Source organism: Kitasatospora putterlickiae (genome assembly GCF_039527695.1).
Lineage (GTDB): Bacteria > Actinomycetota > Actinomycetes > Streptomycetales > Streptomycetaceae > Kitasatospora > Kitasatospora putterlickiae.
Window position 1 is genome coordinate 8694 of sequence record NZ_BAAAKJ010000157.1, and the last position, 15239, is coordinate 23932.

The following is a 15239-nucleotide window of genomic DNA, read 5'->3' on the forward strand; positions in this document are numbered from 1 at the left end:
CCGGTCCGCCGGGGCGTCAACCGGCGTCGCGTCCGGTGCACCCGTCCGGGGGTTCCCAGCTCGCGCCGCCGGGCGGCCGACCTTCTCATGGGGTGTGATGCGTCACACACCTTGAGGAGGGACCTCCATGCCCGTGGCCACCCGTGCTCGATGGGTCCTCGCCGCAGCGACGTCCGTGGCCCTGGTGGCCAGTGGATGCAGCAGCAGCGACGAGGGCGGCAGCAGCGGCTCGTCGGACAGCAGCCAGACCTTCAGCTACCAGAGCAGCGAGCCGCAGAACCCGCTGCAGCCGGCCAACGCCAACGAGACCGGTGGCGGGCGCATCATCCAGAACCTGTTCAAGGGGCTGGTCGACTACGACCCCTCGAACGCGAAGATCCGGATGCAGGTCGCGGACACGATCGAGACCAGCGACTCGCAGACCTTCAACGTCACCCTGAAGGACGGCTGGACGTTCCACGACGGCACGCCGGTGCACGCCAAGAACTTCGTGGACGCCTGGAACTGGGGAGCGACCACCGCCAACAACCAGATCAACAGCTCCTGGTTCTCCGACATCGAGGGGTACCAGGACGTGCACCCGGCGAGCGGCCAGCCGACCACCGACAAGATGTCCGGGCTGACCGTCGTGGACGACCTGCACTTCACCGTCAAGCTGAGCGGCAAGGTCTCGTACTTCGAGTACAAGCTCGGCTACATCGCCTTCTCCCCGCTGCCGGACGCCTTCTTCGGCGACCCCGCCGGGTACGGGCAGAAGCCGGTCGGCAACGGCCCGTACCAGTTCGTCAGCTGGGACCACAACCAGCAGCTGACCACCAAGGCCTACCCGGGTTACCAGGGCGTCGACAAGCCGAAGAACGGCGGCGTCGTCTTCAAGATGTACAGCACCGCCGAGGCCGCCTACGCCGACCTCCAGTCGAACAACCTGGACGTGATGGACCAGGTGCCGCCCTCCGCCCTGGCCACCTACAAGACCGACCTGGGCGACCGGGCGGTCGACGAGCCGCAGGGCGCCATCCAGAACATCGGCTTCACGCTCTACCAGGCCGACTGGGCCTCCCCGGAGAAGGCCAAGGTCCGCCAGGGCCTGTCGATGGCGATCGACCGCGACACCATCACCAAGACGGTGCTCCAGGGCTCGCGCAAGCCGGCCACCGCCTGGGTGGCCGAGGGCGTCGAGGGCTACAAGGCCGGCCAGTGCGGTGAGTTCTGCACCTTCGACGCGGCCAAGGCCAAGCAGCTGATCGCCGAGGGCGGCGGCGCCCCCGGCAACCGGCTGACCATCACCTACAACGCCGACGGCGGCCACAAGGAGTGGGTGGACGCGGTCTGCAACTCGATCCGGCAGAACACCGGCGTGGACTGCGTGGGCGACCCGAAGCCGGACTTCAAGACCGCCCGCGCGGCGATCACCGGTCACCAGATCAACGGCGCCTTCCGCACCGGCTGGGTCCAGGACTACCCGCTGAACGCCAACTTCCTCGCCGACGTGTACCGCACCGGCGCCGCGTCCAACGACTTCGGCTACAGCGACCCGCAGTTCGACCAGCTCGCCACCCAGGCCGACCAGGCCGCCAGCGTCGCCGACTCGACGACCGGCTACCAGCAGGCCGAGGCCGTGCTGCCCGGCGGCATGCCGGCCATCCCGCTCTGGTACTACCGCACCACCTCGGGCTACTCCACCAAGGTCCAGAACGTGAAGTTCGACTCCTTCGGCAACCCGGCCTGGACCCAGGTCGAGGTCAAGGGCTGACGAGACGTCCCGCGCGGGCCCCGCCCCTTCCGCACGGAGGGCGGGGCCCGGGCACTCGATCACGTCTCCAGGAGGGAGGCTCGAATGGGCAGTTACGTGCTGCGGCGGGTGCTGCAGATGATCCCGGTGTTCTTCGGCACCACGCTGCTGATCTTCCTGATGGTCTACACGCTGCCGGGCGACCCGGTCTCGGCCCTGTTCGGGGAGAAGGCCGCGGACCCCGCCGTGGTGGCCAGTCTCAAGCACAAGTACTACCTGGACCAGCCGATCTGGAAGCAGTACCTGCACTACATGGGGAACCTCTTCCAGGGGGACTTCGGCACCAGCTTCACCGGCCGTCCGGTCTCCGACATCATGGCGGACGCCTTCCCGGTCACCATCCGGCTGGCCCTGCTGGCCTTCGTCTTCGAGATGGTCTTCGGACTGCTGCTGGGCGTGGTCTCCGGGCTGAAGCGCGGCAGCCTGCAGGACACCGCGGTGCTGATCCTCACCCTGCTGGTGATCTCCATCCCGGTCTTCGTGCTGGCCTACCTCGCCCAGACCGTCTTCGCGACCAACCTGGGCTGGGTCACCCCCACCGTCCAGGACTCCAGGGACCTCTCCCAGCTGATCCTCCCCGCGATCGTGCTGGGCTCGCTGTCGCTCGCCTACGTCGCCCGGCTCACCCGCACCTCGATCGGCGAGAACCTGCGGGCCGACTACATGCGCACCGCGGTGGCCAAGGGCCTGCCCCGGCGCACCATCGTCACCCGGCACCTGCTGCGCAACTCGCTGATCCCGGTGGTCACCTTCCTTGGCACCGACCTCGGCGCGCTGATGGGCGGCGCGATCGTCACCGAGGGCATCTTCAACGTGCAGGGCGTCGGCAACGTCCTCTACCGGGCGATCAACCAGAAGGAGGGGCCGACCGTGGTCGGCATCGTCACCGTGCTGGTGATCGTCTACCTGGTGGCCTCCCTCGTCGTCGACCTGCTCTACGCGGTCCTGGACCCGAGGATCCGCTATGCCTGACATCCACGACGAGGACTCCTACGAGCCGCGTCCCAAGCCGGGGGTGGACCACTTGGACTACGCCGGCGAGCAGGGCATGGCGGTCGAGCAGGAGACGCTGGTCGAGCGCGACCCCGAGAAGCGGGAGGAGGCCCGCAGCCTCTGGGGCGACGCCTGGCGCGATCTGCGCAGGCGGCCGATCTTCCTGATCTCGGCGGTGCTGATCCTGCTGCTGATCGTGATGGCGGTCTTCCCCGGGGCGTTCACCGACGCCGATCCGCGCAAGGCCGACCTGGTCAACAACTACCTCAAGCGGCCGGACTGGACGGACTTCTTCGGCGCCGGCTGGTTCGGCTACGACGGCCAGGGCCGTTCGATCTACGCCCGGGTGGTGTACGGCGCCCGGGCCTCGATCACCGTCGGCATCTTCGTGACCGCCACGGTCACCCTGCTCGGCGGGCTGACCGGGATGGTGGCCGGCTACTTCGGCGGCACCGTGGACGCGGTGCTCTCCCGGATCATCGACATCTTCTTCGGCATCCCGCTGCTGCTCGGCGCGCTGGTGCTGCTGAACGCCTTCTCCACCCGCACGGTGTGGAGCGTGGTCATCGCGCTCGGCGTGCTGGGCTGGACCCAGATCGCCCGCGTCATGCGCGGCGCGGTGCTGACGGTCAAACAGTCCGACTTCGTGGTGGCCGGGAAGGCGCTCGGCGCCGGCACCGGGCGGCTGATGTTCCGGCACATCCTGCCGAACGCGGTCGCCCCGGTGATCGTGGTGGCGACCATCGCGCTGGGCGGCTACATCGCGACCGAGGCGACGCTGAGCTTCCTCGGCATCGGCCTGCAGGACCCGACCATCTCCTGGGGCATCGACATCTCCTCCGCCCAGAAGGTGATCCGCACCGCCCCGTACGTCCTGTTCTTCCCGGCCGCCGCGCTCTCCATCACCGTGCTGGCCTTCATCATGCTGGGCGACGCGGTGCGCGACGCGCTCGACCCGAAGCTGCGCTGAGCGAGGGGACGCATCGTGACCACAGCAACCGACACCGGCGAGGCCGGGCGGGCGGCGCCCTACGAGGGCCCGTTGCTCGACGTCCGCGACCTGCACGTCGAGTTCGTCACCCGGGACGGCGTCGCCAAGGCCGTCAACGGGGTTGACTACAGCGTCCGGGCCGGGGAGACGCTGGCGGTGCTCGGCGAGTCGGGCTCCGGCAAGTCGGTGACCGCGCAGGCGATCATGGGCATCCTGGACATGCCGCCGGCCCGCATCCCCCGGGGCGAGATCCGCTTCCGGGGCCAGGACATGCTGACGCTGGACAAGGAGGCGCGGCGCAGGATCCGCGGCCAGAAGATCGCGATGATCTTCCAGGACGCGCTCTCCTCGCTGAACCCGGTGCTCACCGTGGGCTTCCAGCTCGGCGAGATGTTCCGCGCCCACCACAACAGCTCGCGCAAGCAGGCCAAGGAGAAGGCCGTCGAGCTGATGGAGCGGGTGCGCATCCCCGCCGCCCGGGAGCGGGTCAACGACTACCCGCACCAGTTCTCCGGCGGCATGCGTCAGCGCATCATGATCGCCATGGCGCTGGCGCTGGAGCCGGACCTGATCATCGCGGACGAGCCCACCACCGCGCTGGACGTCACCGTGCAGGCGCAGGTGATGGACCTGCTCGCGGAGCTGCAGGCCGAATACCACATGGGACTGATCCTGATCACCCACGACCTCGGCGTGGTCGCGGACGTCGCCGACAAGATCGCGGTGATGTACGCGGGGCGGATCGTGGAGACGGCGCCCGTGCACGAGCTCTACGCGCGCCCGGCCCACCCGTACACCCGGGGGCTGCTGGACTCGATCCCGCGCCTGGACCAGAAGGGCCAGGAGCTGTACGCGATCAAGGGTCTGCCGCCCAACCTGCTGCGGATCCCGCCGGGCTGCGCGTTCAACCCGCGCTGCCCGCGCGCCCAGGACATCTGCCGGCGGCAGGTGCCGGAGCTGTTCCCGGTCGCCGAGGACGACGGCACCGAACTGGCCGGGCGGGGCAGCGCCTGCTTCTTCTGGAAGGAGACCCTCCATGACCGTTGACGGGGCCGGCCCGGTCGAATCGCCGGTGGAGGCCGCCTTCGAGCAGGAGGTGGCGCGCGGCGAGCCGATCCTCGAAGTCCGCGACCTGGTCAAGCACTTCCCGCTGACCAAGGGCGTGCTGTTCAAGAAGCAGGTCGGCGCGGTGAAGGCGGTCGACGGGGTCTCCTTCGACCTCATGCAGGGCGAGACGCTCGGCATCGTCGGCGAGTCCGGCTGCGGCAAGTCGACGCTGGCCAAGGTGCTGATGAACCTGGAGCCGGCCACCGGCGGCTCGGTGCGCTACAAGGGCGAGGAGATCTCGCGGCTCTCCGGTGCCGGGTTGAAGGCCGTCCGCCGGAACATCCAGATGGTGTTCCAGGACCCGTACACCTCGCTCAACCCGCGCATGACGGTCGGCGACATCATCGGGGAGCCGTTCGAGATCCACCCGGAGGTGGCGCCGAAGGGCGACCGCCGCAAGGCGGTCCAGGACCTGCTGGACGTCGTCGGTCTCAACCCGGAGTACATCAACCGGTATCCGCACCAGTTCTCCGGCGGGCAGCGCCAGCGCATCGGCATCGCCCGGGGGCTGGCGCTCAAGCCGGAGGTCATCATCTGCGACGAGCCGGTCTCGGCGCTGGACGTCTCGGTGCAGGCGCAGGTGATCAACCTGCTGGAGCAGTTGCAGAGCGAGTTCAACCTCTCGTACATGTTCATCGCGCACGACCTCTCGATCGTCCGGCACATCTCCGACCGGGTCGGGGTGATGTACCTCGGCAGGCTGGTCGAGATCGGCAGCGACCGGGAGATCTACGACCACGCCACGCACCCGTACACCCAGGCGCTGCTCTCGGCCGTGCCGGTGCCGGACCCGACGGCGCGCGAGAGCCGGGACCGGATCGTGCTGACCGGTGACGTGCCCTCGCCGGCCAACCCGCCGTCCGGGTGCCGGTTCCGCACCCGGTGCTGGAAGGCGCGGGAGCGGTGCGCGGTGGAGGTCCCGCTGCTGGCGGTGCCGGGCTGGCTGAGCGGGCCGGCCGCGCACGAGTCGGCCTGCCACTTCGCGGCCGAGCGCGACCAGGCCGAACCCGACCAGGCCGAGCGCGACCAGGCCGAGAGCGGACCGGCCGAGCAGGCCGAACCCGGCCAGGCGGAGCCCGGCCAGGCCGGGAACGGCCAGGCAGAGCGGGGCGGTCCGGAAACCGGTTGACACCGGGGCCAGGCCCCGTCGCGGAGCGCGTCCTCCTGATGGAGGGCGCGCTCCGGCGTTTGTCCACCCGCCGACCTGCGGCAATTCCGGGGGCCGTCCCGGCCGGCCGGACCAATTCGATCATTACGCTTCGTAAATATTCGAATACCGGAACTTCCGGTTCGCTATTCGGAAGGCGGAACCGATGATTCCGGGCGCGATATGGCGGAATTTGCCGAGTATTGTCACGGGTTGGTCCCGGCCTGTAATTGAAAAGAGATGTGACGGCGATTCCACCGAAGGGGTCGGTTGATCGATAGTTGCTCTGCGCGTATCAGTGGTCACCTCGCCGACTGTGCGGATCGGCCCTGAGATGTCGACCCCCGCCGTACCCGGCACACCGAGTGGCGGGGCGCCGTTCGTTCCTAAGCCCCTAAAACGAGGAGCAGTTGAATGAGGCTCACCAAGACGATGCGCTGGACCGCGCTGGCGGCCTGCACGGCGCTCGCGGTCTCCGCCTGCAGCACCGGCAGCGACAAGAAGTCCTCGGAGGGGGCGAACGGGGCGGGCAAGAAGGGCGGCTCGATCAGCATCGAGTCGGGTGAGCCGCAGCACGGGCTGGTCCCGCAGAACACCGCGGAGTCCGAGGGCGCCCAGGTGCTCGCGCAGATCTTCGCCGGCCTGGTGGAGTACGACCGGCAGACCAACGAGCCGAAGCTGCGCGTCGCGGAGTCGATCGAGTCCCCGGACAGCAAGGTCTGGACGATCAAGCTGAAGGACGGCTTCACCTTCCACAATGGCGAGAAGGTCACCGCGCAGTCCTTCGTGGACGCCTGGAACTGGGGCGCCAACCAGGACAACGCGGCCGAGGGCCTGCCGTTCTACTCCAAGATCGAGGGCGCCGAGGAGCTCGCGCCCGGCAAGGACAAGAAGCCGGCCACGGACAAGCTCAAGGGCCTCAAGGTCGTCGACGACAAGACCTTCACGGTCACCCTCGCCGCGCCGTTCTCGCAGTTCAAGATCATGCTCGGCTACAACGCGTTCTACCCGCTGCCGAAGGCGTTCTTCCAGGACCAGAAGGCCTTCGAGGAGGCCCCGATCGGCAACGGCCCGTTCCAGATGGACGGGAAGTGGGAGCACAACCAGAAGATCACGATCAAGCGCTACGAGAACTTCCCGGAATCGGCCGGAAAGGCGAAGCTGGATTCCGTCACGTTCAAGATTTACGACAAGCTGGAAACGGCCTACAACGATCTGCGGGCCAACAACATCCAGATCACCAACAAGCTCCCGATCTCGGCCATGGGCACGGTCAAGAGCGAGTTCGGCGACCGCTACATCTACAAGCCGGAGTCCGGCGTCGGTTTCATCGGCTTCCCGCTGGCCACCAACCCGGCCGCGTACGGCAAGCCGGAGATCCGCAAGGCGATCTCGATGGCGATCGACCGCGCGGCGATCACCGAGCGGATCTTCTCGGGCACCCGCATCCCGGCCGACGACTTCATCAGCCCGATCATCCCGGGCTACCGCAAGGGCGCCATGGGCGACGCGGCGAAGTACGACCCGGCCAAGGCCAAGCAGATCTTCGACGCCGCCGGCGGCGTCCCGAACAACACGATCGACCTGGGCTACAACGCCGACGGCGGCCACAAGGAGTGGATCGAGGCGGTCGGCAACCAGCTGAAGAAGAACCTCGGCGTCGAGGTCACCTTCAAGCCGTTCGAGAAGTTCGGCAAGATCCTGGACTCGCTGGGCGACAAGCAGTTCTCCGGTGCCTTCCGGATGGCCTGGCAGATGGACTACCCGTCGATCGAGAACTACCTGCGTCCGATCTTCTCCAAGGTCGCGATCGAGAACGGCTCGAACTACGGCGGCTACGTCAACGAGCAGTTCGAGTCCCTGCTCGCCCAGGCGGACCAGGCGAAGAGCCTGGAGGAGGGTCAGAAGCTGTACCAGCAGGCCGACGACATCCTCATCCAGGAGCTGCCGTACATCCCGGTCTACACCTACATGACCTCCGCCGCCTACACCAAGACCGTCAAGAACGTGGTCGTGGACGCCCAGAACCGCATCGACCTGGCCAACGTCGAGCTGGCCTGACCGCCGTCCAGTCCGACCGGCGCGCCGTGACGGGCGGTGCGGGCAACCCCCGCGCCGCCCGGCTCCGGCGTGCCCCGACCACGAGGAGACCGCATGGGCCGCTATGTGGTCCGCCGGATCATCCAGGCCATACCTGTGATCCTCGGCGCGACATTCCTGATCTACGCACTGGTCTTCCTGCTGCCTGGCGACCCCATCACGGCACTGGCCGGTGAGAAGCGGCAGGACCCCTCCGTCGTCCAGGTCCTCCGGGACCGGTACCACCTGGACGACCCGTTCTTCATCCAGTACTGGGACTACCTGACCGGCCTGTTCAAGGGCGACTTCGGTGAGGACTACCGCGGCAACCAGGTCGTCGACGTGATGCGGCGGGCCTTCCCGTACACCATCAACCTGGCGCTCACCGCCCTGGTCATCGAGATGGTGGTGGGCATCACCGCCGGTGTGGTCGCCGCCCTGCGACGCGGCAGGTTCATCGACAACGTGGTGCTGATCTCGACCCTGATGGTCATCTCGATCCCGGTCTTCGTGATCGGCTTCGTGCTCCAGCTGCTCCTCGGGGTGAAGCTCAACACCGACTACGGCATCGACTTCTTCCCGGTCTCCTTCAACGAGGAGGCGGGCTTCCGCTCCTACCTGCTGCCCGGCTACGTCCTGGCCTCGACCTCCCTGGCGTACGTGGCCCGCCTGACCCGGACCAGCCTGATCGAGGTCATGCGGGCGGACTACGTCCGGACGGCGGTCGCCAAGGGCCTCAGCCCGCTGCGGGTGGTGGTCCGGCACGGGCTGCGCAACGCGCTGATCCCGATCGTCACCTTCCTGGGCATGGACCTCGGCAGCCTGATGGGCGGCGCGGTGATCACCGAGGGCATCTTCAACATCCCCGGCGTCGGACACCAGCTCTTCCAGTCCGTCTACCTGCGGGAACGCACCATCGTCGTGGGCATCGTGAGCGCCCTGGTGATGGTCTACCTGTTCGCCAACCTGGTGGTCGACCTGCTGTACGCCGTCCTGGACCCGAGGATCCGCTATGAGTGAGCCGACGAAGAGCGAGAACGCGAGTGCGGCGATCCCCGGACAGCGCGGTCGCGGCAAACGACGCGAGGACGGCAAGGGCGGCGAGCGGGTCGCCAGCCTCTGGAGCGACGCCTGGGCGGACCTGCGCCGCAACCCGCTGTTCCTGATCGGCGGGTTCCTGGTGCTGTTCATGGTGGTGCTCTCCGTCGCCCCGGGCCTGTTCACCGACGCCGACCCGCGGGCCGGCGGCTTCTGCAACCTCGCCGACTCGCTGAAGCGGCCGAGCGGCGACCACTGGTTCGGCTTCGACGTCCAGGGCTGCGACATCTACACCCGCACCATCTGGGGCGCCCGCAACTCGATCATCGTCGGCCTGGTGACCACCACTCTGGTGGTCCTGGTCGGCGGCGTCCTGGGCCTGTGGGCGGGCTGGATCGGCGGTCTCGGCGACAGCGTGCTCTCCCGCGTCACGGAGATCTTCTTCGCCGTCCCGCTGCTGCTCGGCGGCATGCTCATCATGTCGACCTGGGGCAAGGGCAACGCCTGGACGGTCTCCGCGGTGATGGCCGTGCTCGGCTGGCCGCAGATCTACCGGCTGATGCGCTCGGCGGTGCTGGCCAACAAGCACAACGACTACGTGGTGGCGGCCCGCGCGCTGGGCGCCGGCACCGGGCGGATCGTCAGCCGGCACATCCTGCCGAACGCCGTCGCCCCGGTGATCGTGGTCTCCACCATCAACCTGGGCGTCTACATCGGGGCCGAGGCCTCGCTGTCCTACCTGGGCATCGGCATCCAGTCCCCGGCGATCTCCTGGGGCCTGATGATCAGTGACGCCCAGGCCCGCTTCCTGAACGCCCCGCACGTGCTGCTCTTCCCGGCCGCCGTACTGAGCATCACCGTGCTGGCGTTCATCATGCTCGGCGACGCGGTGCGCGACGCCCTCGACCCGAAGCTGCGCTGAGGAGGGCCGCGGACCATGACTGACATGACCAAGCCGGCGAAGGACGGCGCGGACGCGGACCGGGACGCGGTGGAGGTGCTGGGCGCGCGCCGGGAGAACCTGGTGCCCGGCACCCCGCTGCTGGAGGTCGAGGACCTGCACATCGAGTTCCACACCAGGGACGGCGTCGCCAAGGCCGTCAACGGGGTGAGCTACTCGGTGTCGGCGGGGGAGACCCTGGCGGTGCTCGGCGAGTCCGGCTCCGGCAAGTCGGTGACCGCGCAGGCGATCATGGGCATCCTCGACATGCCCCCGGGGCGGATCACCGCGGGATCGATCCGGTTCCGGGGCCAGGACCTGCTCACCATGACCCCCAAGGCCCGGCGGGCGGTGCGCGGCCGGAAGATCGCGATGATCTTCCAGGACGCGCTCTCCTCGCTGAACCCGGTGCTCAGCGTCGGCTACCAGCTCGGCGAGATGTTCCGGGTGCACCAGGGGGCGAGCCGCAAGGAGGCCAAGGAGAAGGCCGTCGAGCTGATGGAGCGGGTGCGCATCCCCGCCGCCAGGCAGCGGGTCGGCGACTATCCGCACCAGTTCTCCGGCGGCATGCGCCAGCGCATCATGATCGCCATGGCGCTGGCGCTGGAGCCGGACCTGATCATCGCGGACGAGCCCACCACCGCGCTGGACGTCACCGTGCAGGCGCAGGTGATGGACCTGCTGGCCGAACTCCAGGCCGAATTCAACATGGGGCTGATCCTGATCACCCACGACCTGGGCGTGGTCGCGGACGTCGCCGACAAGATCGCGGTGATGTACGCGGGACGGATCGTGGAGACGGCGCCCGTGCACGAGCTGTACGCGCGCCCGGCCCACCCGTACACCAAGGGCCTGCTCAACTCGATCCCCCGGCTGGACCAGAAGGGCCAGAACCTCTACGCCATCCAGGGCCTGCCGCCGAGCCTGCTGCGGATCCCGGCCGGCTGCGCGTTCAACCCGCGCTGCGACCGGGCCCAGGAGGTCTGCCGCACCGAACTCCCGCGCCTGGTGCCGGTGCTGGACGCCGAGGGGGCCGACCTGCCGGGCCGCCGCAGCGCCTGCCACTTCTGGAAGGAGACCCTCCATGGCTGAGCCCATCCTGGAGGTCAAGGACCTGGTCAAGCACTACCCGCTGACCCAGGGGATCGTCTTCAAGAAGCAGGTCGGCGCCGTCCGGGCGGTGGACGGCGTCTCCTTCGAGCTGGGCAAGGGCGAGACGCTCGGCATCGTCGGCGAGTCCGGCTGTGGCAAGTCCACGCTGGCCAAGGTGCTGATGAACCTGGAGAAGGCGACCGCCGGCCAGGTGCGGTTCAAGGGCGAGGACATCACCCGGCTCTCCGGGGCCGGGTTGAAGGCGGTGCGGCGCAACATCCAGATGGTGTTCCAGGACCCGTACACCTCGCTCAACCCGCGCATGACGGTCGGCGACATCATCGGCGAGCCCTTCGAGATCCACCCCGAGGTGGCGCCGAAGGGCGACCGCCGCAAGGCGGTCCAGGACCTGCTGGACGTCGTCGGCCTCAATCCGGAGTACATCAACCGGTACCCGCACCAGTTCTCCGGGGGCCAGCGCCAGCGCATCGGCATCGCCCGGGGGCTGGCGCTCAAGCCTGAGATCATCATCTGCGACGAGCCGGTCTCGGCGCTGGACGTCTCGGTGCAGGCGCAGGTGATCAACCTGCTGGAGCAGCTGCAGAACGACTTCCAGCTCTCCTACATGTTCATCGCGCACGACCTCTCGATCGTCCGGCACATCTCCGACCGCGTCGGCGTGATGTACCTCGGCAAGCTGGTCGAGATCGGCACGGAGGACGAGATCTACTCCCACCCGACCCACCCCTACACCCAGGCGCTGCTCTCCGCCGTCCCGGTGCCCGACCCGACCGGGCGCGAGCGGCGCGAGCGGATCCTGCTCAGCGGCGACATCCCCTCGCCGGCCAACCCGCCGTCCGGCTGCCGCTTCCGCACCCGCTGCTGGAAGGCGGAGGAGCGCTGCGCCGACGAGGTCCCGCCGCTGGCGGTGCCCGAGGTGCTGAGCGGTCCGGCCGCGCACGAGTCGGCCTGCCACTTCCCGGAGGTGCGGGACGTGATCGGCTCGGGCTGAGCCCGCGCGCGTCGCCGAACGTGCCCGAGGGGCCCCGGGGTCCGCTGGACTCCGGGGCCCCTGCCGCGCGCCGTGCGGTCGGGCACGGCGAAACGTCACTTCTGGTAGCCGACGTTCTCCCAGACGATGTCGGACAGGCCCTGGGCGCCGATGTTGGCGAGGTCGGCGCGGGCGCCGAACAGCTGCGGGCGCTGGTAGAGCGGCAGCATGCCGGCCACCTTCCACAGCTCGCCGTCGGCCTGGTTGAGAGCCTCGAAGGTGCTGGCCGCGTCAGTAGCGGAGGCCGCCCGGTCGAACGCGGCGTCGACCGCCGGGCTGCCGGCCTGGGAGTAGTTGGTGCCGCCGTTGGTGGCGAAGTTGGTCCGGTTGCCGCTGGCCGGGAACGGCGTGCCGAGCAGCGAGAAGGCGGTGATGTCGAAGTCCCGCCGGTTGACGTACTTGTCGAAGAACTCGTTGGGGTTGGCGGTGACCGTGGTGACCTTGACCCCGATGTCCTTGAGCATGCCGGTGGCGGAGGCGGCCTCGTTCTGCGCCTGGGTGACGCCGGCCGGGATGACCATCCGCAGGTTGAGCTCCCTGCCGTCCTTCCGGCGGACGTCGCCGTCGAGCTTCCAGCCGGCCGCGTCGAGCTTGCGGACGGCCTCGGCCGGGTCGTAGCGGCTGAGGCCGAGGGAGTTGTCCCGGTAGGCGTTCTGGTTGGCCACCAGCAGGTGGTTGTTGAGGGTGACGGTGGGCCAGTCGAGACCGGCGAGGTCGGAGCGGGTGATGACGTCCCGGTTGATCGCCTGGAAGATCGCCTGGCGGACGGTCGGGTCGGTGAGCGCGGGGCTGCGGCTGTTCAGGGTGAACTGCCGGAAGTCGGGTCCGCCGGCCCGCCGGACGGCGGCGCCCGGGGTGCTGCGGATCAGCTGGTAGCCGGCCACGTCCGGGCCGTTGTTGAACAGGTCGATCTCGCCCTTGCTGAAGGCGGCGGCCATCGTGTTGGGCACCATGGCGTGGAAGACGATCCGTTCCAGCAGCGGCTTGTCGCCCCACCAGGCAGGGTCGGCGACCAGGGTGACGGTCTGCGCGGCCCGGTCCATCCGCTCCACCTTGAACGGGCCCGCGGTGACCGGGATCGCGTCCAGGTAGGCGGTGTTGAACAGCTCGGGCGTGGCCACCTTGCCCGCCGGCAGCAGCGGGGCGTTGGCGGCGCCGTTGAACATCGTCTGCCACTCCGAGTACGGCCGCTCGAAGGTCATCACGGCCTGGTGGTCGTCCTTGCCGCGTTCGACCGAGGAGACCAGCTCGAAGCCGGTGCTGCTGGCCGCCCGGAAGGCCGGGTCCTTGCCGTTCAGCGCCTTCCAGTTGGCCTCGATGTCGCGCCAGGTGATCGGCGTGCCGTCGGACCAGCGGGCCTTGGGGTTCAGCGTCCAGACCACCACCTGCCGGCCGTCCCGCTGCTCGGTGTGCGCGTCCTCAAGGTAAGCAGGGTTGGGGGTCTGGGTGCCCGCCGCGTCGGAGCGGAAGAAGGTCGGCAGCAGCGGCTTGGCGACGGCGATGGTGGAGGACTCGCCGCCGTCGGCCTGGAGCGGCGACCACTGGGTGGAGTACTGGGGGATCGCCATCCGCAGGGTGCCGCCCTGGCGCAGTTCGGCGCGGTCGTGCGGGTTGATGTCGACGGCGGTGAGCTTGGGGCTCTCGACCGCGCTGGGCAGGGCCCGGGCGCCGGAGCCGCCGGGGCCGCAGGAACAGAGCGTCAGCGAGAGCGAGACGGCGGTGAGGCCGGCGAGCAGGGCCGTGTGGCGGAACAGGGGGCGGCGGCCCATGCGGGTTCTCCCGGGACGGATGTGGCGGACGATAGGCGACACATCTTGCTGACCGGGGAGCGGGGTTGTCGAGGGGCGGGCCCGAATCCGGGCCCGCCCCTCGATAACGGTTCGGTCAGACCGGGAACTTGAAGGTGCGCTCCTTGTCACCGGACTTGTCGAGCAGCGTGGTGATCTGGTCCGCGACGTCCTGCGGGGTGATCGGGACGAGCTGGCCGTTCTTCTTCGTCTTCACCTTGTCGAAGCCGGCGGCGGTCAGCTGGCGGCCCAGCGCGTCGAGGTCCCACTTGGGCACGAACTTGCCGTCGGCGTCCGGAACCAGGGTGAGCGCCACCGCGGCGGTCTTCGGCCCGAAGTCGAACTTCCTGGTGCCGGCCGTGATGTGGATCTGGCCGTTCATCGCGGACTTGCCGAGGGTGTCCGCCGCGCCCTGGAGGGCCTGCGCGGAGGTCTTCGGCTGGGCGGCGGTCACCGCCAGCGCGACGGGCTGCTCGGGCTTGCCGGCGGCGCGGTCGCGGTAGGCCGTGTCGACCAGGTCGACGGCGGAGGCGGAGTCCACGGCCTGGCCGGCCTTGCCGGGGACGACGATGGTCTCGCCGGTCTCGGAGAACTTGATGTAGCCCTCCTGGAGGCCCTGCCCGGTGCCGCCGACCAGCGCCTTCAGCGCCGAGTTGAGCTTGGCCCGGTCGACCTTGACCTCCGGCGGCACGGCCTTCTCGTCACCCTTGAGCGACTTGAGGACGTCCACCGGGTTGTAGGAGTGCTGGGCGAGCTTGTCCACGGTGGCCGTGGTGTCGAAGGCGAGCCCGGCGGCGGTCGGGTCGAGGTCCATGGTCTGCTCGCCGACCTTCAGCTTGACCGGCTGCTGGCCGGCTTTGCCGACGCTCTCGTCGAGCTGGTGGATGGCCTGGTCGCGGCTGCTGCCGCCGATGTCCGTGCCGAGCACCACGGTGCCCTTGGGGACGTCGGACTGGTTCAGCATCAGCCCGGTGCCGTAGGCGGCGGCGCCGAGGAAGCCCACCCCGACGACGGCGTAGGTGGCGAGCTTGACCAGCTTCTTGACGGCGCTGGGCTTGGGCTTGGCGGCCGGCGCGGGCTTGGCGGCGGCGGGGGCCGGCTTCGGGCCGGACGGGCCGTCCACCGCGGGGGCGGTGGCGGCGTCCGGGGCGGCGGGCGCACCCCCGGGCTGGGGGCGGGCGGTCTGGAACGGGTCGGCGGCGGGCTCGCCCTGGCGGCCGGG

General features: G+C 69.2%; 11 protein-coding genes and 1 pseudogene. 10 read left to right on the forward strand and 2 right to left on the reverse strand.

Annotated elements, in window-relative coordinates:
• Positions 1–127 precede the first annotated feature (127 nt).
• The 10 genes from ABD308_RS16360 to ABD308_RS16405 all read left to right on the forward strand — a co-directional run bounded on the left by ABD308_RS16360 (position 128) and on the right by ABD308_RS16405 (position 12191).
• Complete coding sequence (locus ABD308_RS16360) at positions 128–1753, forward strand: peptide ABC transporter substrate-binding protein (RefSeq protein WP_344334177.1); 1626 nt, start codon at positions 128–130, stop codon at positions 1751–1753.
• 84 nt (positions 1754–1837) lie between these two features.
• Positions 1838–2764 (forward strand): ABC transporter permease, encoded by a 927-nt coding sequence (locus ABD308_RS16365; protein ID WP_344334179.1) that lies wholly within the window; start codon positions 1838–1840, stop codon positions 2762–2764.
• A 76-nt stretch (positions 2765–2840) separates the two neighbouring features.
• On the forward strand, positions 2841–3755 hold the full coding sequence (locus ABD308_RS16370) for an ABC transporter permease (RefSeq protein WP_344334193.1): 915 nt from the start codon (positions 2841–2843) through the stop codon (positions 3753–3755).
• A 15-nt stretch (positions 3756–3770) separates the two neighbouring features.
• A complete protein-coding gene (locus tag ABD308_RS16375) occupies positions 3771–4823 on the forward strand; it encodes an ABC transporter ATP-binding protein (protein ID WP_344334181.1) in 1053 nt (350 codons plus the stop codon).
• Positions 4813–6012, forward strand: a complete 1200-nt coding sequence (locus tag ABD308_RS16380) for an ABC transporter ATP-binding protein (protein ID WP_344334182.1) — start codon at positions 4813–4815, stop codon at positions 6010–6012. The genes ABD308_RS16375 and ABD308_RS16380 overlap by 11 nt, the downstream gene beginning before the upstream one ends.
• Positions 6013–6444: 432 nt before the next feature.
• Complete coding sequence (locus ABD308_RS16385; protein WP_344334183.1) at positions 6445–8091, forward strand: peptide ABC transporter substrate-binding protein; 1647 nt, start codon at positions 6445–6447, stop codon at positions 8089–8091.
• A 93-nt stretch (positions 8092–8184) separates the two neighbouring features.
• Complete coding sequence (locus ABD308_RS16390) at positions 8185–9129, forward strand: ABC transporter permease (protein ID WP_344334185.1); 945 nt, start codon at positions 8185–8187, stop codon at positions 9127–9129.
• Positions 9122–10069, forward strand: coding sequence for an ABC transporter permease (locus tag ABD308_RS16395; RefSeq protein ID WP_344334187.1), 948 nt, complete (start codon positions 9122–9124; stop codon positions 10067–10069). Before ABD308_RS16390 ends, ABD308_RS16395 begins: the two co-directional genes overlap by 8 nt.
• A gap of 15 nt (positions 10070–10084) precedes the next feature.
• Positions 10085–11179 carry an ABC transporter ATP-binding protein gene (locus ABD308_RS16400; RefSeq protein WP_344334188.1) on the forward strand — a complete coding sequence of 365 codons (1095 nt, stop codon included), beginning with the start codon at positions 10085–10087 and terminating at the stop codon, positions 11177–11179.
• Positions 11172–12191: an ABC transporter ATP-binding protein gene (locus tag ABD308_RS16405; protein ID WP_344334190.1), complete on the forward strand. Its 1020-nt coding sequence runs from the start codon at positions 11172–11174 to the stop codon at positions 12189–12191. The genes ABD308_RS16400 and ABD308_RS16405 overlap by 8 nt, the downstream gene beginning before the upstream one ends.
• Positions 12192–12286: 95 nt before the next feature.
• Here ABD308_RS16405 and ABD308_RS16410 read toward each other — a convergent pair whose 3' ends face one another.
• The gene (locus ABD308_RS16410; RefSeq protein WP_344334192.1) at positions 12287–13999 is read right to left on the reverse strand and encodes an ABC transporter family substrate-binding protein; all 1713 of its coding nucleotides are present in this window, start codon (positions 13997–13999) and stop codon (positions 12287–12289) included.
• A 115-nt stretch (positions 14000–14114) separates the two neighbouring features.
• Positions 14115–15239: pseudogene (locus tag ABD308_RS16415) on the reverse strand (hypothetical protein); the annotation flags it as partial.

Coding starts and splice junctions, on each gene's coding strand:
- ABD308_RS16380 (WP_344334182.1), top strand. CDS start 4,813: ATGACCGTTGACGGGGCCGGCCCGGTCGAATCGCCGGTGGAGGCCGCC.
- ABD308_RS16405 (WP_344334190.1), top strand. CDS start 11,172: ATGGCTGAGCCCATCCTGGAGGTCAAGGACCTGGTCAAGCACTACCCG.
- ABD308_RS16395 (WP_344334187.1), top strand. CDS start 9,122: ATGAGTGAGCCGACGAAGAGCGAGAACGCGAGTGCGGCGATCCCCGGA.
- ABD308_RS16360 (WP_344334177.1), top strand. CDS start 128: ATGCCCGTGGCCACCCGTGCTCGATGGGTCCTCGCCGCAGCGACGTCC.
- ABD308_RS16385 (WP_344334183.1), top strand. CDS start 6,445: ATGAGGCTCACCAAGACGATGCGCTGGACCGCGCTGGCGGCCTGCACG.
- ABD308_RS16365 (WP_344334179.1), top strand. CDS start 1,838: ATGGGCAGTTACGTGCTGCGGCGGGTGCTGCAGATGATCCCGGTGTTC.
- ABD308_RS16370 (WP_344334193.1), top strand. CDS start 2,841: ATGGCGGTCGAGCAGGAGACGCTGGTCGAGCGCGACCCCGAGAAGCGG.
- ABD308_RS16400 (WP_344334188.1), top strand. CDS start 10,085: ATGACTGACATGACCAAGCCGGCGAAGGACGGCGCGGACGCGGACCGG.
- ABD308_RS16390 (WP_344334185.1), top strand. CDS start 8,185: ATGGGCCGCTATGTGGTCCGCCGGATCATCCAGGCCATACCTGTGATC.
- ABD308_RS16410 (WP_344334192.1), bottom strand. CDS start 13,999: ATGGGCCGCCGCCCCCTGTTCCGCCACACGGCCCTGCTCGCCGGCCTC.